The 17,069-nt window shown below is 38.7% G+C and carries 13 protein-coding genes; all 13 read left to right on the top strand.

Annotated elements, in window-relative coordinates; translation table 11 throughout:
* The first annotated feature begins 32 nt into the window (after positions 1-32).
* Positions 33-4,364, top strand: coding sequence for a PolC-type DNA polymerase III (locus J5J05_RS05495; protein WP_208559669.1), 4,332 nt, complete (start codon positions 33-35; stop codon positions 4,362-4,364).
* Positions 4,365-4,545: 181 nt separating this feature from the next.
* Positions 4,546-5,016 carry a ribosome maturation factor RimP gene (gene rimP, locus J5J05_RS05490; protein WP_208559668.1) on the top strand — a complete coding sequence of 157 codons (471 nt, stop codon included), beginning with the start codon at positions 4,546-4,548 and terminating at the stop codon, positions 5,014-5,016.
* Positions 5,017-5,074: 58 nt separating this feature from the next.
* Positions 5,075-6,523: a transcription termination factor NusA gene (gene nusA / locus J5J05_RS05485; protein ID WP_208559667.1), complete on the top strand. Its 1,449-nt coding sequence runs from the start codon at positions 5,075-5,077 to the stop codon at positions 6,521-6,523.
* A gap of 91 nt (positions 6,524-6,614) precedes the next feature.
* Positions 6,615-6,908 (top strand): RNase P modulator RnpM, encoded by a 294-nt coding sequence (gene rnpM / locus J5J05_RS05480; protein WP_208559666.1) that lies wholly within the window; start codon positions 6,615-6,617, stop codon positions 6,906-6,908.
* Positions 6,901-7,200, top strand: coding sequence for a L7Ae/L30e/S12e/Gadd45 family ribosomal protein (locus J5J05_RS05475; RefSeq protein WP_208559665.1), 300 nt, complete (start codon positions 6,901-6,903; stop codon positions 7,198-7,200). Before rnpM ends, J5J05_RS05475 begins: the two co-directional genes overlap by 8 nt.
* 21 nt (positions 7,201-7,221) lie before the next feature.
* Complete coding sequence (gene infB, locus J5J05_RS05470; protein ID WP_208559664.1) at positions 7,222-9,588, top strand: translation initiation factor IF-2; 2,367 nt, start codon at positions 7,222-7,224, stop codon at positions 9,586-9,588.
* Between the two features lie 70 nt (positions 9,589-9,658).
* Positions 9,659-10,009 carry a 30S ribosome-binding factor RbfA gene (rbfA, locus tag J5J05_RS05465; protein ID WP_208559663.1) on the top strand — a complete coding sequence of 117 codons (351 nt, stop codon included), beginning with the start codon at positions 9,659-9,661 and terminating at the stop codon, positions 10,007-10,009.
* Between the two features lie 157 nt (positions 10,010-10,166).
* Positions 10,167-11,084, top strand: coding sequence for a tRNA pseudouridine(55) synthase TruB (gene truB, locus J5J05_RS05460; RefSeq protein ID WP_208559662.1), 918 nt, complete (start codon positions 10,167-10,169; stop codon positions 11,082-11,084).
* 8 nt (positions 11,085-11,092) lie between these two features.
* Positions 11,093-12,049: a riboflavin biosynthesis protein RibF gene (ribF, locus tag J5J05_RS05455; protein WP_208559661.1), complete on the top strand. Its 957-nt coding sequence runs from the start codon at positions 11,093-11,095 to the stop codon at positions 12,047-12,049.
* Between the two features lie 125 nt (positions 12,050-12,174).
* Positions 12,175-13,203, top strand: a complete 1,029-nt coding sequence (hrcA, locus tag J5J05_RS05450) for a heat-inducible transcriptional repressor HrcA (RefSeq protein ID WP_208559660.1) — start codon at positions 12,175-12,177, stop codon at positions 13,201-13,203.
* 23 nt (positions 13,204-13,226) lie between these two features.
* Positions 13,227-13,787 carry a nucleotide exchange factor GrpE gene (grpE, locus tag J5J05_RS05445; RefSeq protein ID WP_208559659.1) on the top strand — a complete coding sequence of 187 codons (561 nt, stop codon included), beginning with the start codon at positions 13,227-13,229 and terminating at the stop codon, positions 13,785-13,787.
* A 55-nt stretch (positions 13,788-13,842) separates the two neighbouring features.
* Positions 13,843-15,687: a molecular chaperone DnaK gene (dnaK, locus tag J5J05_RS05440; RefSeq protein WP_208559658.1), complete on the top strand. Its 1,845-nt coding sequence runs from the start codon at positions 13,843-13,845 to the stop codon at positions 15,685-15,687.
* A gap of 175 nt (positions 15,688-15,862) precedes the next feature.
* On the top strand, positions 15,863-17,029 hold the full coding sequence (dnaJ, locus tag J5J05_RS05435) for a molecular chaperone DnaJ (protein ID WP_208559657.1): 1,167 nt from the start codon (positions 15,863-15,865) through the stop codon (positions 17,027-17,029).
* The last annotated feature ends 40 nt before the right edge of the window (positions 17,030-17,069 follow it).

The raw sequence follows: 17,069 nt of genomic DNA, 5'->3' as shown, positions 1-17,069 counted from the left end.
GTAATCGAGGGTCAGGAAAGAAGGCAAGGAATTTGAGTCTAAACAATACAGAACTATTTAATACACTGTTACAACAAATTAATTTTCATCCCACGCCAGACCAACAGGCTGTCCTTGAGAATGGAGAAGTCGAATCGGTCGTCGTTCATAAGCAATCTAAGTTATGGCATATCACATTGAAGTTTACTGATATACTTCCATTTGAAACCTTTATAGCATTAAAGGATCATTTGAAAAGAGGATTCAAAGAGATTGCAGAAGTAGCACTCACGGTGACTACAGAGCATCCAACGATAACGGAAGACAAATTAGCGCAATATTGGAAATTGGCTTGTCAAGTGAGTGGCGTCGATTCACCTTTATGTAATGATATGTTTGAGAACGGCTATCCTGTATTAAATGATAAAAAAGTCATTTTCTATATTGAGCATGAATTGACGAAGGACAAATTTTCAGAAGAATTTTTTCCGAAAATTGAAGCTGAGTATATCAAAATGGGATTCCCAAAACAATTTAAAATCGTGCCGATGGTAGATGAGAAATTAAGCGATGAAAAACTAACAGCATTTAAACTCCAAAAAGAAGAAGAAGATCTTCAACTTGCTGAAAGATTGACAAAAAATATTGAACAAGCGACGATCAATAAAGAGAAGAAAAGAGAAGCTGCACCTTCTGGACCAATCAAACTGGGCAGAAATATTCAAAGTAATGATCCTGTTAAACAAATGAGCACGATTGTAGAAGAAGAACGTAGTGTAACGATTGAAGGCTACGTATTCGACGCAGAAGTAAGAGAACTGAGATCTAAAAGAAAACTACTCATTTTTAAAATGACCGATTATACTTCTTCGTTTACTTGTAAAAAGTTCTCTAATAATGCGACAGATGAAGAAATCTTTGAAAACATCAAAAAAGGTATGTGGCTAAAAGTACGCGGAAGTGTACAAGAAGATACATTCATGAGAGATCTCGTCGTTAATGCGCAAGACGTTCAAGAAACGAGTCATGAAGAAAGAAAAGATACGCAACCAGACGATCAAAAGCGTGTTGAACTGCATGCGCACACGACAATGAGTCAGATGGATGCGACTGTAACAGCTACTGATCTTGTTGAGCAAGCTGCTAGATGGGGACATAAAGCAATCGCCATAACAGATCATGGAGTAGCGCAGTCTTACCCTGATGCCCATTCTGCCGGTAAGAAAAACGGCGTCAAAATTCTCTACGGACTTGAAGCTAATTTAGTCGATGATGGTGTACCTATTGCATACAATGCAACGAATGAATTACTACAAGAAGCAACTTATGTTGTTTTTGATGTGGAGACGACTGGACTTTCTGCTATCTACGATAATATTATAGAGTTAGCGGCCGTTAAGATGCATAAAGGCAATATCATTGAAGAATTTCAAGAGTTTATCGATCCGGGTCATCCTTTGTCAGATACTACGATCAACCTGACCGGTATTACAGATGATATGGTTAGAGGATCGAAAACAGAAGCAGAAGTATTAAAGGTATTTAAAGCATTTAGTGAAGAAACGATTCTTGTAGCACATAATGCTAGTTTTGATATGGGCTTTTTAAATACGGCTTATCAAAAAAATGGAATGCCAGTATCTAAATTACCCGTTATTGATACGCTTGAATTATCGAGATTCCTACATCCGACGTTTAAAACGCATCGCTTGAACACATTAGCAAAACGATATGGTGTTGCCTTAGAACAACACCATAGAGCGATCTACGATTCTGAAACGACCGGTCATTTATTATGGGCTTTCCTCAAAGAAGCAGCTGAAGAATATTCGATTGAATATCATAATCAGTTAAATGATTATATGGGACAAGGTGATGCATACAAGCGAACTAGACCAAGTCACGTAACGATTCTAGCTGAATCACAAGATAGTTTGAAGAATCTATTCAAGCTGATTTCTTCCTCTCTAACAGAATACTTTTACCGTGTACCGCGCGTGCCACGTTCTCTTCTTGAAAAATATAGAGAAGGATTGATCGTCGGTTCTGGATGTGCACAAGGAGAAGTCTTCGAAGCAATGATGCAAAAAGGATACGATGAGGCGAAAAAACTTGCTCGTCATTATGATTACTTGGAAATTATGTCTAAAGGCGCATATGCCCACCTTCTGGATAGAGAAATGGTCAACAATGAAAAGGACTTAGAAGATATTTTGTCCAATATCATCCAAATCGGTAAAGAGCTGGATATTCCAGTTGTCGCTACAGGAAACGTACATTATTTAAACCCTGAAGATTCTATTTACCGTGATATCCTATTGGAAACCTTAAATAAAGGTGGATTTAAAAAGTCTAAAAACCCGACCGTTCATTTTAGAACGACAGATGAAATGTTAAAAGATTTTGCTTTTCTTGGAGACGCTTTGGCGAAAGAAGTCGTTGTGACTAATAGTCAGCTGATTGCAGATAAAATAGATGATGATATTTCTCCTGTCAAAAAAGACTTGTTTACACCTAAAATGGAAGGGTCAGAACAAGAAATTCGAGAAATGAGTTACAATGAGGCGTACCGTTTGTATGGCAATCCTTTACCAGATATTATTGAAAAACGACTGGAAAAAGAATTGGACAGTATTATCGGAAATGGATTTGCTGTTATCTACTTGATTTCTCAAAAGCTCGTTCATAAAAGTGTGAATGACGGTTACTTGGTTGGATCAAGGGGATCAGTTGGTTCTAGTTTTGTAGCCACAATGACTGGAATAACGGAAGTCAATCCCATGCCGCCGCATTACAGATGCCCAGACTGCCAGCATTCTGAATTTTTCACAGAAGGTGAGATTGGTTCCGGATTTGATCTTCCGCCTAAAAAATGTCCAGTATGTGAAGCACAACTGGTAACGGATGGTCACGATATTCCTTTTGAAACGTTCTTAGGTTTCAATGGTGATAAAGTACCCGATATTGATTTGAACTTCTCAGGAGAATATCAAGCTAAAGCCCATCACTATACGAAAGAATTATTTGGAGAAGAATATGTATATAGAGCGGGAACGATCGGTACGATAGCTGATCGAACAGCTTTTGGTTTTGTAAAAGGTTATGAACGAGATAACCAAATGACGATTAGATCTGCGGAAATAGACAGGTTAGCAAAAGGATTGACTGGGGTTAAAAGAACGACTGGCCAGCATCCTGGAGGGATTATCGTTATACCTGAATATATGGATGTATACGATTTTTCACCAATCCAATTCCCCGCAGATGATCAAGACTCAGAGTGGAAAACGACTCACTTTGACTTTCATTCTATCCATGATAATGTTCTGAAATTAGATATTCTGGGTCATGATGATCCGACAATGATCAGAATGCTACAAGATTTGTCAGGAATCGACCCTGTAACGATACCACCTAATGATCCAGGTGTGATGCAATTATTCAGTGGAACTGATATCTTGGGCGTAGATGAGGGACAGATATTTTCTAAAACAGGAACTCTCGGTGTACCGGAGTTTGGTACACGATTCGTAAGACAGATGTTAGAACAAACCAAGCCAACCACGTTTTCTGAATTGTTGCAGATCTCAGGCCTATCACATGGGACAGACGTATGGCTTGGAAATGCAGAAGAACTAATTCGCCAACAAGACATTCCATTGGCAGAAGTAATCGGTTGTCGTGATGACATCATGGTTTACTTGCAACACAAAGGAATCGATGACAGTATTGCGTTCCAAATTATGGAGCACGTACGTAAAGGTAAAGGGATTCCGGATGAATGGCAAGTGATCATGAAAGAAAATAATGTGCCAAAATGGTACATCGACTCTTGTTTGAAAATTAAGTATATGTTCCCTAAAGCACATGCGGCAGCTTATGTACTCATGGCACTACGTGTGGCTTATTTCAAAGTACACCACCCGCTTTATTACTATGCGGCTTACTTTTCAATTAGAGCAAGTGATTTCGATCTTCAGGCTATGACACAAGGGAAAGCCTCTATCAAAGCTAGAATGAAAGAAATCACAGATAAAGGACTAGATGCTTCTACGAAAGAGAAGAACCTTTTGACTGTTCTTGAATTGGCAAACGAGATGGTTGAGCGTGGATATGAATTTAAGATGGTCGATGTTGAACGATCTCATGCTTCGAACTTTTTAATTGAAGATAACACACTATTAGCACCGTTTAGATGTGTACCTTCGCTAGGCGGTAGTGTAGCGAACGCGATCGTTGAAGCCAGACAAAATAGCCCCTTCTTATCTAAAGAAGACTTAGCTAAAAGAGGGAAAGTTTCTAAAACAGTAATCGAGTATATGGATGTCAATGGTGTCTTGACTCACCTACCAGATGAAAACCAACTTTCTTTATTTGATATTTAAAAATAAAGATCAAAAGCGTCATTACTTCTGCTTTAAGTGAGAAATAGTGCACAAGTTGCGTGAAAAATCAATTTATGCTAAAATAACTAGTGTGTAAAGGAATATTCTTCGAGAGTGAGCGTATCCCGCTCACTCTTTTTAATGAAAAATTTAACGATCATATATTGAGAGGAGATGCTTTTTGAGTACAGTAGATAAAGTAACAGCTATTGCCGACCCGGTGGCTGCAGAGCTGGGTTATGAATTAGTAGATGTAGAGTATGTCAAGGAAGGTAAGAACTGGTTCTTACGTATTTATATCGATAAAGAAGGTGGCGTTGATCTCGACGATTGCACTCGATTTAGCGAGAAAATAGGAGAAGCGCTAGATTCACAGAAAACCGATCCAATTCCGCATCCATATTATCTAGAAGTGTCTTCACCTGGTGCAGAGAGACCTTTGAAGAAAGATAAAGATCTTAGAGATGCTGTTGAACAATACATTCATGTGTCGTTATATCAGCAGATCGATGGAGAAAATATCTTTGAAGGAACATTGAAAGAAGTAACTGACGATACGATCAGTCTTGTCATTCGAATCAAGACAAGAGAGAAAGAACTGACGATCGATAGAACCAATATTGCAAAAGCAAGGTTAGCAATCAAGTTTTAAGCGCCAGTTGCAACCTGTAAGACAATAGATGAATAATTCAGATTAAGGGAGTAGAATAATGAGTAAAGAGTTAGCAGCAGCCCTTGAAACGCTTGAGAAAGAAAAAGGCATTTCCAAGGAAATCGTTATTGATGCATTAGAAGCTGCATTAGTTTCTGCTTATAAAAGAAACTATGGAACTTCTCAAAATGTAGAAGTTGTTTTCGATGATGACAATGGAGAAATAAAAGTCTATCAAGTCAGAGAAGTGTCTGAGGAAGTCTATGATTCTCAATTAGAGATCAGCTTGACAGATGCACTTGAAATCAACAAAGCTTACGAAATTGGCGATGAAATTCGTTTTGAAGTTACACCAAAAAACTTCGGTAGAATTGCAGCCCAAACAGCAAAACAAGTTATCATGCAAAGAATGCGTGAAGCAGAGCGTTCAATCGTCTACAACGAATATATTGAATACGCTGATGATTTAATGACGGGAACTGTCGAAAGACAAGACAATCGTTTCATTTACATCAATTTAGGCAAAGTTGAAGCCGTTCTTTCTAAACGCGATCAAATTGAAAATGAACGTTATAGTACGCATGATAGAATCAAAGTGTATGTGAGTAACGTTGAGAACTCTACTAAAGGACCGCAAGTCTTTGTAAGTAGAACGCACCCCAACTTGATCAAACGACTATTCGAACAAGAAGTACCAGAAATCTTTGATGGTACAGTTGAAATCATTTCTATCGCGCGTGAGGCAGGAGATCGCTCTAAGATCGCAGTAATGTCACGTGATGAAAACGTTGATCCTGTCGGAACCTGTGTTGGACCTAAAGGTGCGCGTGTTCAAGCGATTGTAAATGAATTAAATGGCGAAAACATGGATATTGTTGAATGGGATGAAGATCCTTCCATCTTTATCAAAAATGCCTTAAATCCAGCTCAAGTGCTTGAAGTCATGTTTGATAAAGAAAACAAGAGCTGTGTTATAGTCGTTCCTGATTATCAACTATCACTGGCTATTGGTAAAAGAGGACAAAATGTTCGTCTTGCTGCTAAATTGACAGGATTCAAAATTGATATCAAGTCAGAAAGCGATATGGCTCAATTGGAAGAAACTTCTGAAGAACTGGAAAATGATTCATTCTTTGAAGCTTTGAACGAAGGCGAAGAAGTTGCTGAACAAGAAGTAGATGCGCTTGAAAGTGCTGAGCAATCATTCTTTGATGCAACAGAAAGTGTAGAGATGCAAGATGTTGATGAAATCCAAGTAACAGAAACGGACAACGTGAATTCTGATCTTTATGCGAATGAAGTACCTATGGATATGGATCAACCAGGTGAGCCAGTTGAAGATACTGACTTCGAACAGGGAGAACTAAACCCTGAAGACATGGAAGACATGATCGAATATGCTGAGCAACGTGATGGCATGGATGAAGAAATCGAAACAAAAGCAACTATGGAAGAAATCCAAGAAATCACTGAAGATGTCGAAGAGACAGATCAAGATAATTTATAATTCTTACGGAGTTTAAAAGTTTTTTTAGTAAGAAGTTAGGATTAAATGAAATCAGTGGATAAAAAGTGTTATCATTAAAGGTGGGATGACTATGCGGCAACGAAAAGTACCAATGAGAAAATGTGTTGCATCCAATGAAATGAAACCAAAAAAAGAAATGGTACGTGTGGTTAGAGATAAAGAAGGAACGGTATCTTTAGACCCTACTGGTAAGCGAAATGGAAGAGGAGCCTATATCTCTCTTGACCCTGAGTTAGTAAAGAAAGCTCAGAGCAGACAAGTGTTAAATCAGGCGCTTAATACAAAAGTAGAAGACTCTTTTTACGAAGAATTGCTTGAATATGTAGAATACCAGAAAGCTAGAATGGAATTAAAAAATGGATAACGTTCAAAAAAGCATGAATCTAATGGGATTGGCACAACGTTCGGGTAACTTGATTTCAGGTGAAGCGATCGTTCTCAACGCCGTTAGAAGTCGCCAAGCCAAGATTGTCATATTGGCATCTGATGCTAGTGAAAACACGAAAAAGCAATTTTTGAATAAATGTGAGCACTATAGTATCCCTGTGCGCGTGGATTTCGATAGAAATGAAATCTCTAACGCCATAGGGAAGATACGAACAGTCGCTGCCATTACAGACGGAGGATTTGCACGGTCCCTTCAAAAATTGCAATAATAGGAATAGGAAGGTGATTGCATGGGCAAAAAACGCGTCTATGAATTCGCAAAAGAAAAGAACATCGAGAGTAAGAAAATCATTGAAAAAGCTAAAGAATTAGGTATTGATTACAAAAGCCACATGTCTACAATGAATGATGGCGATGTTGATAAATTGAGTAAAGCATTTACGCAAAAGAGTCAACCCTCTGCTTCTAATAATGCAGCAAGCAAACCAGCATCAAAACCTGCGCAGCAAAATAATCGCGCTAATCAAAATAATAATAGCAATGCAAATTCAACAAACAACTCTGCCAGAAAACCAGCACCTAAACAGAATGGTGCACAAAATGGAACTGGCAAATCTCAAAATAGTAAAGGACAAAACAACATACAATCTCAAAATCGAGCAACAAAAAAACCAAATACAGATACAAAGAAATCAACACAACCAGCTAAAGCTGCACCAGCAGTTCAAAAAAGAACGACTGATGAACAACAGAAACAACAGTTCCAACAGTCTAAAAAACGTAACTCTCGCCAACACCGTGGAATCAATGGTGGACCAGCAGGCGGAAGAAAACGTAAAGGGAAAAGAAATCACCAGCCTTCACAAGTACCGGCAACACCACGTAAGAATAAAGAGTTGCCTAAAGTACTTGAGTACACTGACGGTAATACAGTAGCAGATATTGCTAAGAAAATTCACCGTGAGCCAGCTGAAATCGTTAAAAAATTATTCATGATGGGTGTCGTTGCGACTCAAAACCACTCTCTGGATAGAGATACGATTGAATTGCTAGCTTCTGATTATGGTATTGAAACAGAAGAAAGAGTACAAGTGGATATGACGGACTTTGATAACTTCTTCAATAAAGAAGTCGTTGAAGAAAATCTTGTTACACGTCCAGCAACTGTTACAATCATGGGACACGTTGACCACGGTAAAACGACTTTACTTGATACGTTACGTAACACAAACGTTACTGGTGGAGAAGCCGGTGGGATCACGCAACATATTGGTGCTTACCAAGTAGAAGAAAAAGGTAAATTAATCACTTTCTTGGATACGCCTGGTCACGCGGCATTTACAACAATGCGTGCACGTGGAGCTGATGTAACAGATATCGCGATTATCGTTGTTGCAGCTGATGATGGTGTTATGCCACAAACAGTTGAAGCGATCAATCACGCCAAAGCTGCAGAAGTTCCAATTATCGTAGCAGTAAATAAAGTGGACAAACCTGGAGCGAATCCAGACCGCGTTATGCAAGAATTAACAGAATATGAATTAGTACCAGAAGATTGGGGCGGCGATACGATTTTCGTTCAAATCTCTGCACTCTTCAACAAAAACTTAGATGAATTATTAGACATGGTCTTACTAGTCGCTGAAGTTGAAGAATTGAAAGCTGATCCTAAACGCCAAGCAATTGGTTCAGTGATTGAAGCAAGATTAGATAAAGCAAAAGGACCGATTGCGACATTACTTGTCCAAGAAGGTACATTGGCTCAGGGAGATCCAATTGTTGTAGGGAATACGTTCGGTCGTGTTCGTACTATGACGAATGATAAAGGTCGTCGTGTGAAAACTGCTTCTCCATCAACACCAGTTGAAATTACTGGACTAAACACTACACCTCAAGCAGGAGACCGCTTCGTTGTGTTTGAAGATGAGAAGACAGCAAGACAAGTCGGAGAATCAAGAGCAACAGTTGCGACTGAAGCTAATCGTTCTAAAATGAACAAAGTAACCCTTGAAAACTTATTTGAAAGTCTTGAAGAAGGCGAAATCAAAGAAGTGAACGTTATTGTAAAAGCAGACGTTCAAGGGTCTGTTGAAGCATTGGCTTCAAGCTTGAAGAAAATCGAAGTTGAAGGTGTGAAAGTTAATATTATTCACACTGGAGTAGGGGCAATCAACGAGAGCGATGTTACCCTTGCATCTGCAAGTTCGGCAATCGTTATCGGGTTTAATGTTCGTCCGACTGTTCAAGCGAAAGAAAGTGCTGATTTAGAAGAAGTAGATATCAGAACACACCGTGTTATCTACAATGCTATCGATGAAATCGAAGCTGCGATGACAGGTATGCTAGACCCTGAATTCGAAGAACAAGTGACTGGCCAAGCAACAGTTCGTGAAACTTATGCTGTTTCTAAAGTCGGTACGATCGCAGGTTGTTTCGTTAGTGATGGTGTCATCAAACGTAGTAGTTCTATCCGCTTAGTACGTAACGGAATCGTTCAGTACGAAGGAGAACTATCAAGTTTGAAACGCTTCAAAGACGATGCTAAAGAAGTAAGAAATGGTTTTGAATGTGGTATCACGATTGAAGGATATAACGACATCAAGGTAGACGATGTTATTGAAGCATTCGAAATGGTTGAAATCGAAAGAAAATCCTAATATGATGGTAACAACCATCATTTAAGTGATGGACTTTGTTAGAATAGATATTAAGGATAGGTGAGCAAGTATGCCAAATTATAGAGTTGGGCGAGTCTCCCAAGAAATTCAAAAAGAAATCAATGATATTTTACAAAAACGCGTAAGAGATCCTCGTGTGCAAGGCATCACGATAACCGATGTTGAAGTTACCGGAGACCTGCAACAAGCTAAAATCTTTTACAGTACCTTAAAAGATGATGAGCAGACAATTACTGAAACGCAAGCAGGTTTAGAAAAAGCAAAAGGACTGATCAGAAAAGAATTGGGCAGTCGATTGACGATTCATAAAACACCTGAATTGTTCTTTGCTCGTGATGAATCTGTAGCCTATGGTAGTCATATTGATGAATTATTAAATCAATTGAAAAGCCAAGACTAATTTCTGACTAAGCATTAACGAAGGTTTATCACCAATGATTGATTGAAGTGGAAAGAGAATCAATTGTCGTAACTGGCAGTGGTTCTCTTTTTCCACGTTCAATCGTTATACATAGGGATATGGTATACTGGGATGAATGATTACTGGAGGAATGAGTATGGAAGGTATCATACCTTTATGGAAAGAAAAAGGCATGACCAGTCACGACTGTGTGTTCAAATTGAGAAAAATACTAAAAACAAAAAAAGTTGGTCATTCTGGCACGCTAGATCCTGATGTAGAAGGGGTATTGCCAATCGCTATTGGAAAAGCGACAAAAGTACTCGAGTACATGGTAAATACTGGCAAAACTTACGAAGGAGAAGTGACGATTGGTTATTCAACGACAACAGAAGATCGTTCTGGTGAGCTCGTTGAAAAGAAAAGCGTTGGCTCAGAACTTACTGTAGAAGCAGTTGATAAAGCCATCCAATCTTTGACAGGCGAGATCACACAAATACCACCTATGTATTCGGCTGTTAAAGTGAACGGAAAACGTTTATATGAGTATGCTCGAGCAGGGGAAGTGATTGAACGTCCTTCAAGACAAGTGATGATTCACGGTTATGAACGTACCTCTGATCTTGTATTTAACGATGAAAATCAAACCTGTTCGTTTACCTTTAAGGTATCCTGTAGTAAAGGAACTTATATACGGACATTAGCGGTGAATACAGGCGAACTGCTTGGCTATCCGGCGCATATGTCTGATCTTGTTCGGACGCAGAGTGGTGGCTATGAATCCGCTCAAGCTGTGACGCTTAGTGAAGTTCAAACGGCAGTTGACCATGATCAAATTGGTGAGCTATTAAGACCATTAGAGACTGCTTTAACATCCTTTACAAGTTATCAATTAACAGAAGAAGAATGGTTAAAAGTGAAGAACGGATCTGTCTTTGAACAAGAGAGACTACCTGCATTTGCTGAGTATCCAGTGGTCTTTCTTTACGATCATAAAGCCGTAGCAATTTATGATCTTCATCCAATAAAGACAGGTTTACTCAAACCGGTCAAAGTATTAAGAACAGAAATGTAGGTGCCAATATGGAAATTATTAAAATACATCATCCTTATGACCCATCTGAAATCTATCCAGAAGATATCGTGTTGATACTAGGATTTTTCGATGGCGTTCACAGAGGACATAAGACCGTTATAGAAGCAGGTGTGAAATTAGCTAAGGAAAAAGGATTAAAAGCAGCTTTGATGACATTTAACAGACATCCAGCATTTGTTTATAGAAAATTTGATCCTGATTACCATTACTATTTGACACCACTGAAAAGAAAAGAAGCATTGTTAGAGCAAACGGGAATCGATATTTTATATGAAGTAGATTTTACGTCGAGTTTCGGTACGCTCGATCCTCAATCTTTTGTAGATCAATATATTGTCGATTGGCATGCGAAAGCAGTAGTTGCTGGATTTGATTATACTTATGGTAAATCAAATCAAGCCAATATGAATACTCTCGATCAATATGCTAAAGGAAGATTTGAGATTCATAAAATACAAGAACAACTTGCTTCAAATGAGAAAATCAGTTCAACAAGAATTCGTCAAAACATTGAACAGGGTCAGATCGACGAAGCGAATGAGTTGTTAGGTTACATCTACGAAACAACCGGATTTGTTATTCACGGTGAAGCTAGAGGAAGAACACTCGGTTATCCTACAGCAAACGTACTTTCAGATCCTGATGTGTATATGCCACGTATTGGTGTCTATGCGGTTAAAATGTGTGTAAACGAAGAATGGTTTGACGGCATGGCATCTATTGGCTATAATCCGACCTTTGGCTATAGAAAAGATATATCCGTTGAAGTTAATCTATTCGATTTTAGCCAAGAGATCTACGGTGAAAACGTGCGAATCAAGTGGGTTAAGTATTTAAGAGATGAAGAAAATTATGATTCTAAAGAGGCTTTGATCGCACAATTGGTCAAAGATGAGGAAGATTCAAGAGCGATTTTATCAAAGGTCAAAATAAATCAAATTTAATAGTTGACAAGTTTAGGATCATTTGTTAAATTATAGTTGTGTTAGCACTCGGTTAAGTCGAGTGCTAATTTAACGAAAAAATGATAAAAATGAATGTCTCTAACGTGCTTAGGGAGATGATGCACATGTTGACCAAGAGACAGTTGACGATTTTAGAAACAATTATCAGGATTTATACGACGACTAGTCTGCCTGTAGGATCTAAAAGATTAGTCAATGAAACAAATATTGATGCTAGCTCTGCAACGATCAGAAATGAAATGAGTTATCTGGAAAAAGTGGGCTTTATTGAAAAGACGCATTCTTCTTCAGGTAGGATACCTTCTTTAAAAGGTTATCGATTTTATGTCGATCATCTTATTCGACCTAAAAAAGTCGAAAGGGATCAAATCATTATGATCAATAACGCATTTGACAGTCACGTTCGTCAAATGGATGATTTATTTCATCAGTCCGCTCAATTATTGTCGCAGTTAACAAGCTATACAGCATTTGTACTTGGCCCTCAGGGAAGAACAAGTAAACTGACTGGCTTCAGACTTGTGTTGTTGAACAATCAGCAAGTGATGGCGATTATACAGACAGATACAGGTGCTATCGAAAATACCGTTTTTCAAATACCGAAACATGTAAATGAATCGGATATTGAAAAAGTTACCAATATTTTTAATGAACATCTAGTAGGACGATCTTTATATGAGGTCTATCAAAAACTTCAAAACGATATTCCGCTTCTGATCAACCAATATGCTGCTTCTGCTAGTGATATGCTCTTAACGATTCAAAATGTTTTCGGACAATCACAAGAAGAGCGCTTGCACGTATCAGGAAAGATGAATCTACTTGATTTCACAGAAAATATGGATCGCAAAAAGTTGAAATCTTTATACGAATTGCTAGATAATGATGTTGATCTAAACAGCATGTTAAGCAAAGTCACACAAGACTTTGAAGTGAAGATCGGCAGTGAACTCAATCATGAGTTGTTTGACGAATTCAGTTTAGTGACAGCTACTTATAAGGTGGATGGTCATGGCGATGGTATTATTGCCGTGCTAGGACCGACAAGTATGCCGTATGATCAGACTTTTGGTGTTCTTGAAGCATTTAGAAAACAGCTATCTGCAAACCTATTAAGATTTTATTTAGAATAAAGATGTAAAAGTGAGGGACTAAGATGGAAACGAACAACGAAGAAAAAAACATTCAGCCAGATGAAGAAATAACTGATCAAGTTGTGGACACAGAGGTAAATGAAAACGAAGTTTCTGATAAGGATCCTCTTCAAGTAGAATTAGAAGAGACAAAACAAGCCCTTGAAGAAGCGCAAGATCGCTATATCAGACTTCAAGCAGAATTAGCAAATATTCAAAAGCGTAATCAAAGAGAAAGAGAACAAGCCACACGCTATCGTTCTCAAGATTTGGCTAAACAGCTATTGCCAGCTTTAGACAACATGGAGCGAGCTTTAACGATTCATGTTGAAGATGAAGCAGGTAAGAACCTTAAAAAAGGGATTGAAATGGTTGTAGAAAGTATCAATCATGCACTTAAATCTGAAGGCATCGAAGTAATCGAAGCAGAAGGACAACCTTTTGATCCGAATATTCATGAAGCTTACACACAGGTGCCAGCTGAAGACGGTCAAGCTAGTAATATCGTTGCACAAGTATTTGAAAAAGGTTATAAACTAAATGATCGTGTACTTCGTGCAGCAAAAGTTTCTGTAACACTTTAATCATAGCGTTCAATGTTAAAAACAAAAAATATTAAAAAGTAAAGGTGAGTATACAATGGGTAAAATTATTGGTATTGATTTAGGAACAACAAACTCTGCTGTAGCAGTACTTGAAGGTGGAGAATCTAAGATTATTCCAAATAAAGAGGGAAATCGTACAACACCTTCAGTTGTCTCTTTTAAAGATGGAGAAATTCAAGTAGGGGAAGTTGCTAAAAGACAAGCAATCACAAACCCGAACACAGTGATTTCTATCAAACGTCATATGGGTGAAAACTTCAAAGTTGAAGCAGAAGGAAAAGAATATTCTCCTCAACAAGTTTCTGCGTTCATTTTGCAACATTTAAAAGCATACGCTGAAGATTATCTAGGCGAAGAAGTAACAAATGCTGTAATCACAGTACCTGCTTACTTCAACGATTCACAGCGTCAAGCAACAAAAGATGCTGGGAAAATCGCTGGATTAGAAGTTGATCGTATCGTTAATGAGCCAACAGCTGCTTCACTAGCTTATGGGTTAGATAAAGTAGATACAGACGAAAAAATCTTAGTATTTGACTTAGGTGGCGGAACATTTGATGTGTCTGTTCTTGAACTAGGAGACGGCGTATTCGAAGTATTATCTACTGCTGGAGATAACTTGCTAGGTGGGGATGACTTTGACGAAAAAATCATCGACTATCTTGTTGCAGAATTCAAAAAAGAAAACGGCGTAGATCTTGCTAAAGACAAAATGGCTTTACAACGTCTGAAAGATGCTGCTGAAAAAGCGAAAAAAGACCTTTCTGGTGTTTCTTCAACTCAAATCAGCTTACCATTCATCAGTGCAGGGGATGCAGGTCCATTACACATGGAAATGACATTGACACGTGCGAAATTTGATGAGATCACTGATGATTTAGTTGAAAGAACGAAACAACCTGTTCGTCAAGCACTTAAAGATGCTGGTGTTTCTAAATCTGACATCGATCAAGTAATCTTAGTTGGTGGATCTACTCGTATTCCAGCTGTTGTCGATGCTGTTAAGAAAGAAACAGATAAAGAACCAAACCGTTCTGTAAACCCTGATGAAGTCGTTGCGATGGGAGCTGCAATCCAAGGTGGAGTTATCTCTGGTGATGTTAAAGATATCGTATTGCTAGATGTTACACCATTATCACTTGGTATTGAAACAATGGGCGGCGTATTTACTAAATTGATCGATCGTAATACAACGATCCCAACAAGTAAATCACAAACATTCTCAACAGCTGCTGACAACCAACCAGCTGTAGATGTACACGTATTACAAGGTGAACGTCCAATGGCTAAAGATAACAAAACATTGGGTCGTTTCCAATTAACTGATATCCCTGCTGCACCACGTGGTGTGCCTCAAATCGAAGTTAAATTCGATATTGATAAAAATGGTATCGTAAATGTATCTGCGAAAGATTTAGGTACAGGTAAAGAACAAAACATTACGATCAAATCTTCTTCAGGTCTTTCTGATGATGAGATTGAACGTATGGTAAAAGAAGCAGAAGAAAATGCTGAAGCTGACAAACAACGTAAAGAAGAAGTTGAAGTACGTAATGAAGCAGATCAGTTAGTCTTCCAAATCGACAAAACGTTGAAAGATCTAGACGGTAAAGTTGACGAAGCGGACATCAAGAAAGCAGAAGATGCACGTGACGAATTAAAAACTGCCCTAGAAAACGATGACCTTGAAGAAATCAAAGCGAAAAGAGATGCTTTGAATGAAATCGTTCAAGAAATGTCAGTGAAACTTTACGAACAAGCTGCTGCGCAACAAGCAGACGCTGAAGGTGAAGGTGAAGCTGCTGGTGCTCAAGGAGAACCTTCAGACGACGGTGTTGTAGATGCTGAATTTGAAGAAGTCGACGACGAAGAAAAATAAGAAGACTTTTCAAAATGGCTAGTCTAGCTATAAGACGATCAGTCATCTGTTAAAATGAGAATAGTCTGATACGATAAAAAGCCAAAGCTTAGTGCTTTTGGCTTTTTATTCGGATTGTAGTATAGTCATATAGAAGAACGACATCTAGTAACTCTTTAGAGTATGGAGGATCAACATGGCAGGAAAAGAAGATTTTTATGATCTTTTAGGGGTTTCAAAAGATGCCTCTAAAGACGAAATAAAGAAAGCCTATAGAAAACTTTCAAAAAAGCATCATCCAGATATCAGTAAAGAAGCAAATGCTGATGAAACGTTCAAAAAAATCACAGAAGCCTATGAAGTCTTGAGTGACGATCAAAAACGTGCAGCTTATGACCAATATGGTCACGCATCAACGGATCCTAACTTTGGTGCTGGTGGTGGATTTGGCGGCGGCGGTTTCGGTGGCGCTGGCGGATTTGGTGGTGGAGGATTCGAAGACATCTTCGACCAATTCTTCGGTGGCGGCGGACGTCGTTCACGCAATCCTAACGCACCAATGCAAGGTGACGATTTACAGTATGTATTAGATTTGAAATTTGAAGAGGCCATTTTTGGTAAAGAAACAACGGTTCGTTACAAGCGAGAAGAAGAATGTAAGAACTGTGGTGGAGATGGTGCGAAACCAGGCACGAGTCCTTCAACTTGTTCTCAGTGTGGTGGCGCAGGTGCCATTAACGTGGAACGCAACACGCCCTTTGGTCGCGTAATGACACAACAAACATGCCCAACATGTCAGGGTACAGGTCAAGAAATCAAAGAGAAATGTGATGTTTGTCATGGCTCTGGTCATACAAAAGAACAACACTCTGTCAAAGTGACTGTACCTGCTGGAGTAGAAGACGGTAACCAAATGCGTCTACAAAGCCAAGGAGACGCTGGTAAAAATGGCGGGCCTTACGGAGATCTTTACGTTGTATTCAGAGTAGCCGGTTCGAAAGAGTTTGATCGTCGCGGTTCAGAAATTTATTATGAATTACCAATCAACATGGTTCAAGCGACGCTTGGGGATGAATTGCAAGTGCCAACTGTGCACGGAAAAGTGAAATTCAAAATCCCTTCTGGAACACAACCCGGTACAACTTTCCGATTAAGAGGAAAAGGCGCACCGAAATTACGTGGGACTGGTAATGGAGATCAACACATTACCGTTAGCGTACAGATTCCAAAAGAAATCAACCAACAACAAGCAGAACAATTAAGAAAATTTGCTGAAGTCAGCAACTATGATGAAATTATAGAACAAGATGAAGGTACATTTTTTTCGAAAGTGAAAGACGTGTTTAAAGACAAACACAAATAATCGATAAGGAGGCGGCTGAGAGGCCGTCTCTTTGTATATA

It is taken from the genome of Marinilactibacillus kalidii, from assembly GCF_017599325.1.
Taxonomy (GTDB): Bacteria; Bacillota; Bacilli; order Lactobacillales; family Carnobacteriaceae_A; genus Marinilactibacillus; species Marinilactibacillus kalidii.
Note: the sequence above shows the minus strand (reverse complement) of the source record. Positions and strands in the feature narration are given on the sequence as shown.

What these genes read in the sequence shown, in the direction of transcription:
- nusA (WP_208559667.1), top strand. Translation starts at nt 5,075, where the DNA reads ATGAGTAAAGAGTTAGCAGCAGCCCTTGAAACGCTTGAGAAAGAAAAA.
- rnpM (WP_208559666.1), top strand. Translation starts at nt 6,615, where the DNA reads ATGCGGCAACGAAAAGTACCAATGAGAAAATGTGTTGCATCCAATGAA.
- J5J05_RS05475 (WP_208559665.1), top strand. Translation starts at nt 6,901, where the DNA reads ATGGATAACGTTCAAAAAAGCATGAATCTAATGGGATTGGCACAACGT.
- infB (WP_208559664.1), top strand. Translation starts at nt 7,222, where the DNA reads ATGGGCAAAAAACGCGTCTATGAATTCGCAAAAGAAAAGAACATCGAG.
- rbfA (WP_208559663.1), top strand. Translation starts at nt 9,659, where the DNA reads ATGCCAAATTATAGAGTTGGGCGAGTCTCCCAAGAAATTCAAAAAGAA.
- truB (WP_208559662.1), top strand. Translation starts at nt 10,167, where the DNA reads ATGGAAGGTATCATACCTTTATGGAAAGAAAAAGGCATGACCAGTCAC.
- ribF (WP_208559661.1), top strand. Translation starts at nt 11,093, where the DNA reads ATGGAAATTATTAAAATACATCATCCTTATGACCCATCTGAAATCTAT.
- hrcA (WP_208559660.1), top strand. Translation starts at nt 12,175, where the DNA reads ATGTTGACCAAGAGACAGTTGACGATTTTAGAAACAATTATCAGGATT.
- grpE (WP_208559659.1), top strand. Translation starts at nt 13,227, where the DNA reads ATGGAAACGAACAACGAAGAAAAAAACATTCAGCCAGATGAAGAAATA.
- dnaK (WP_208559658.1), top strand. Translation starts at nt 13,843, where the DNA reads ATGGGTAAAATTATTGGTATTGATTTAGGAACAACAAACTCTGCTGTA.
- dnaJ (WP_208559657.1), top strand. Translation starts at nt 15,863, where the DNA reads ATGGCAGGAAAAGAAGATTTTTATGATCTTTTAGGGGTTTCAAAAGAT.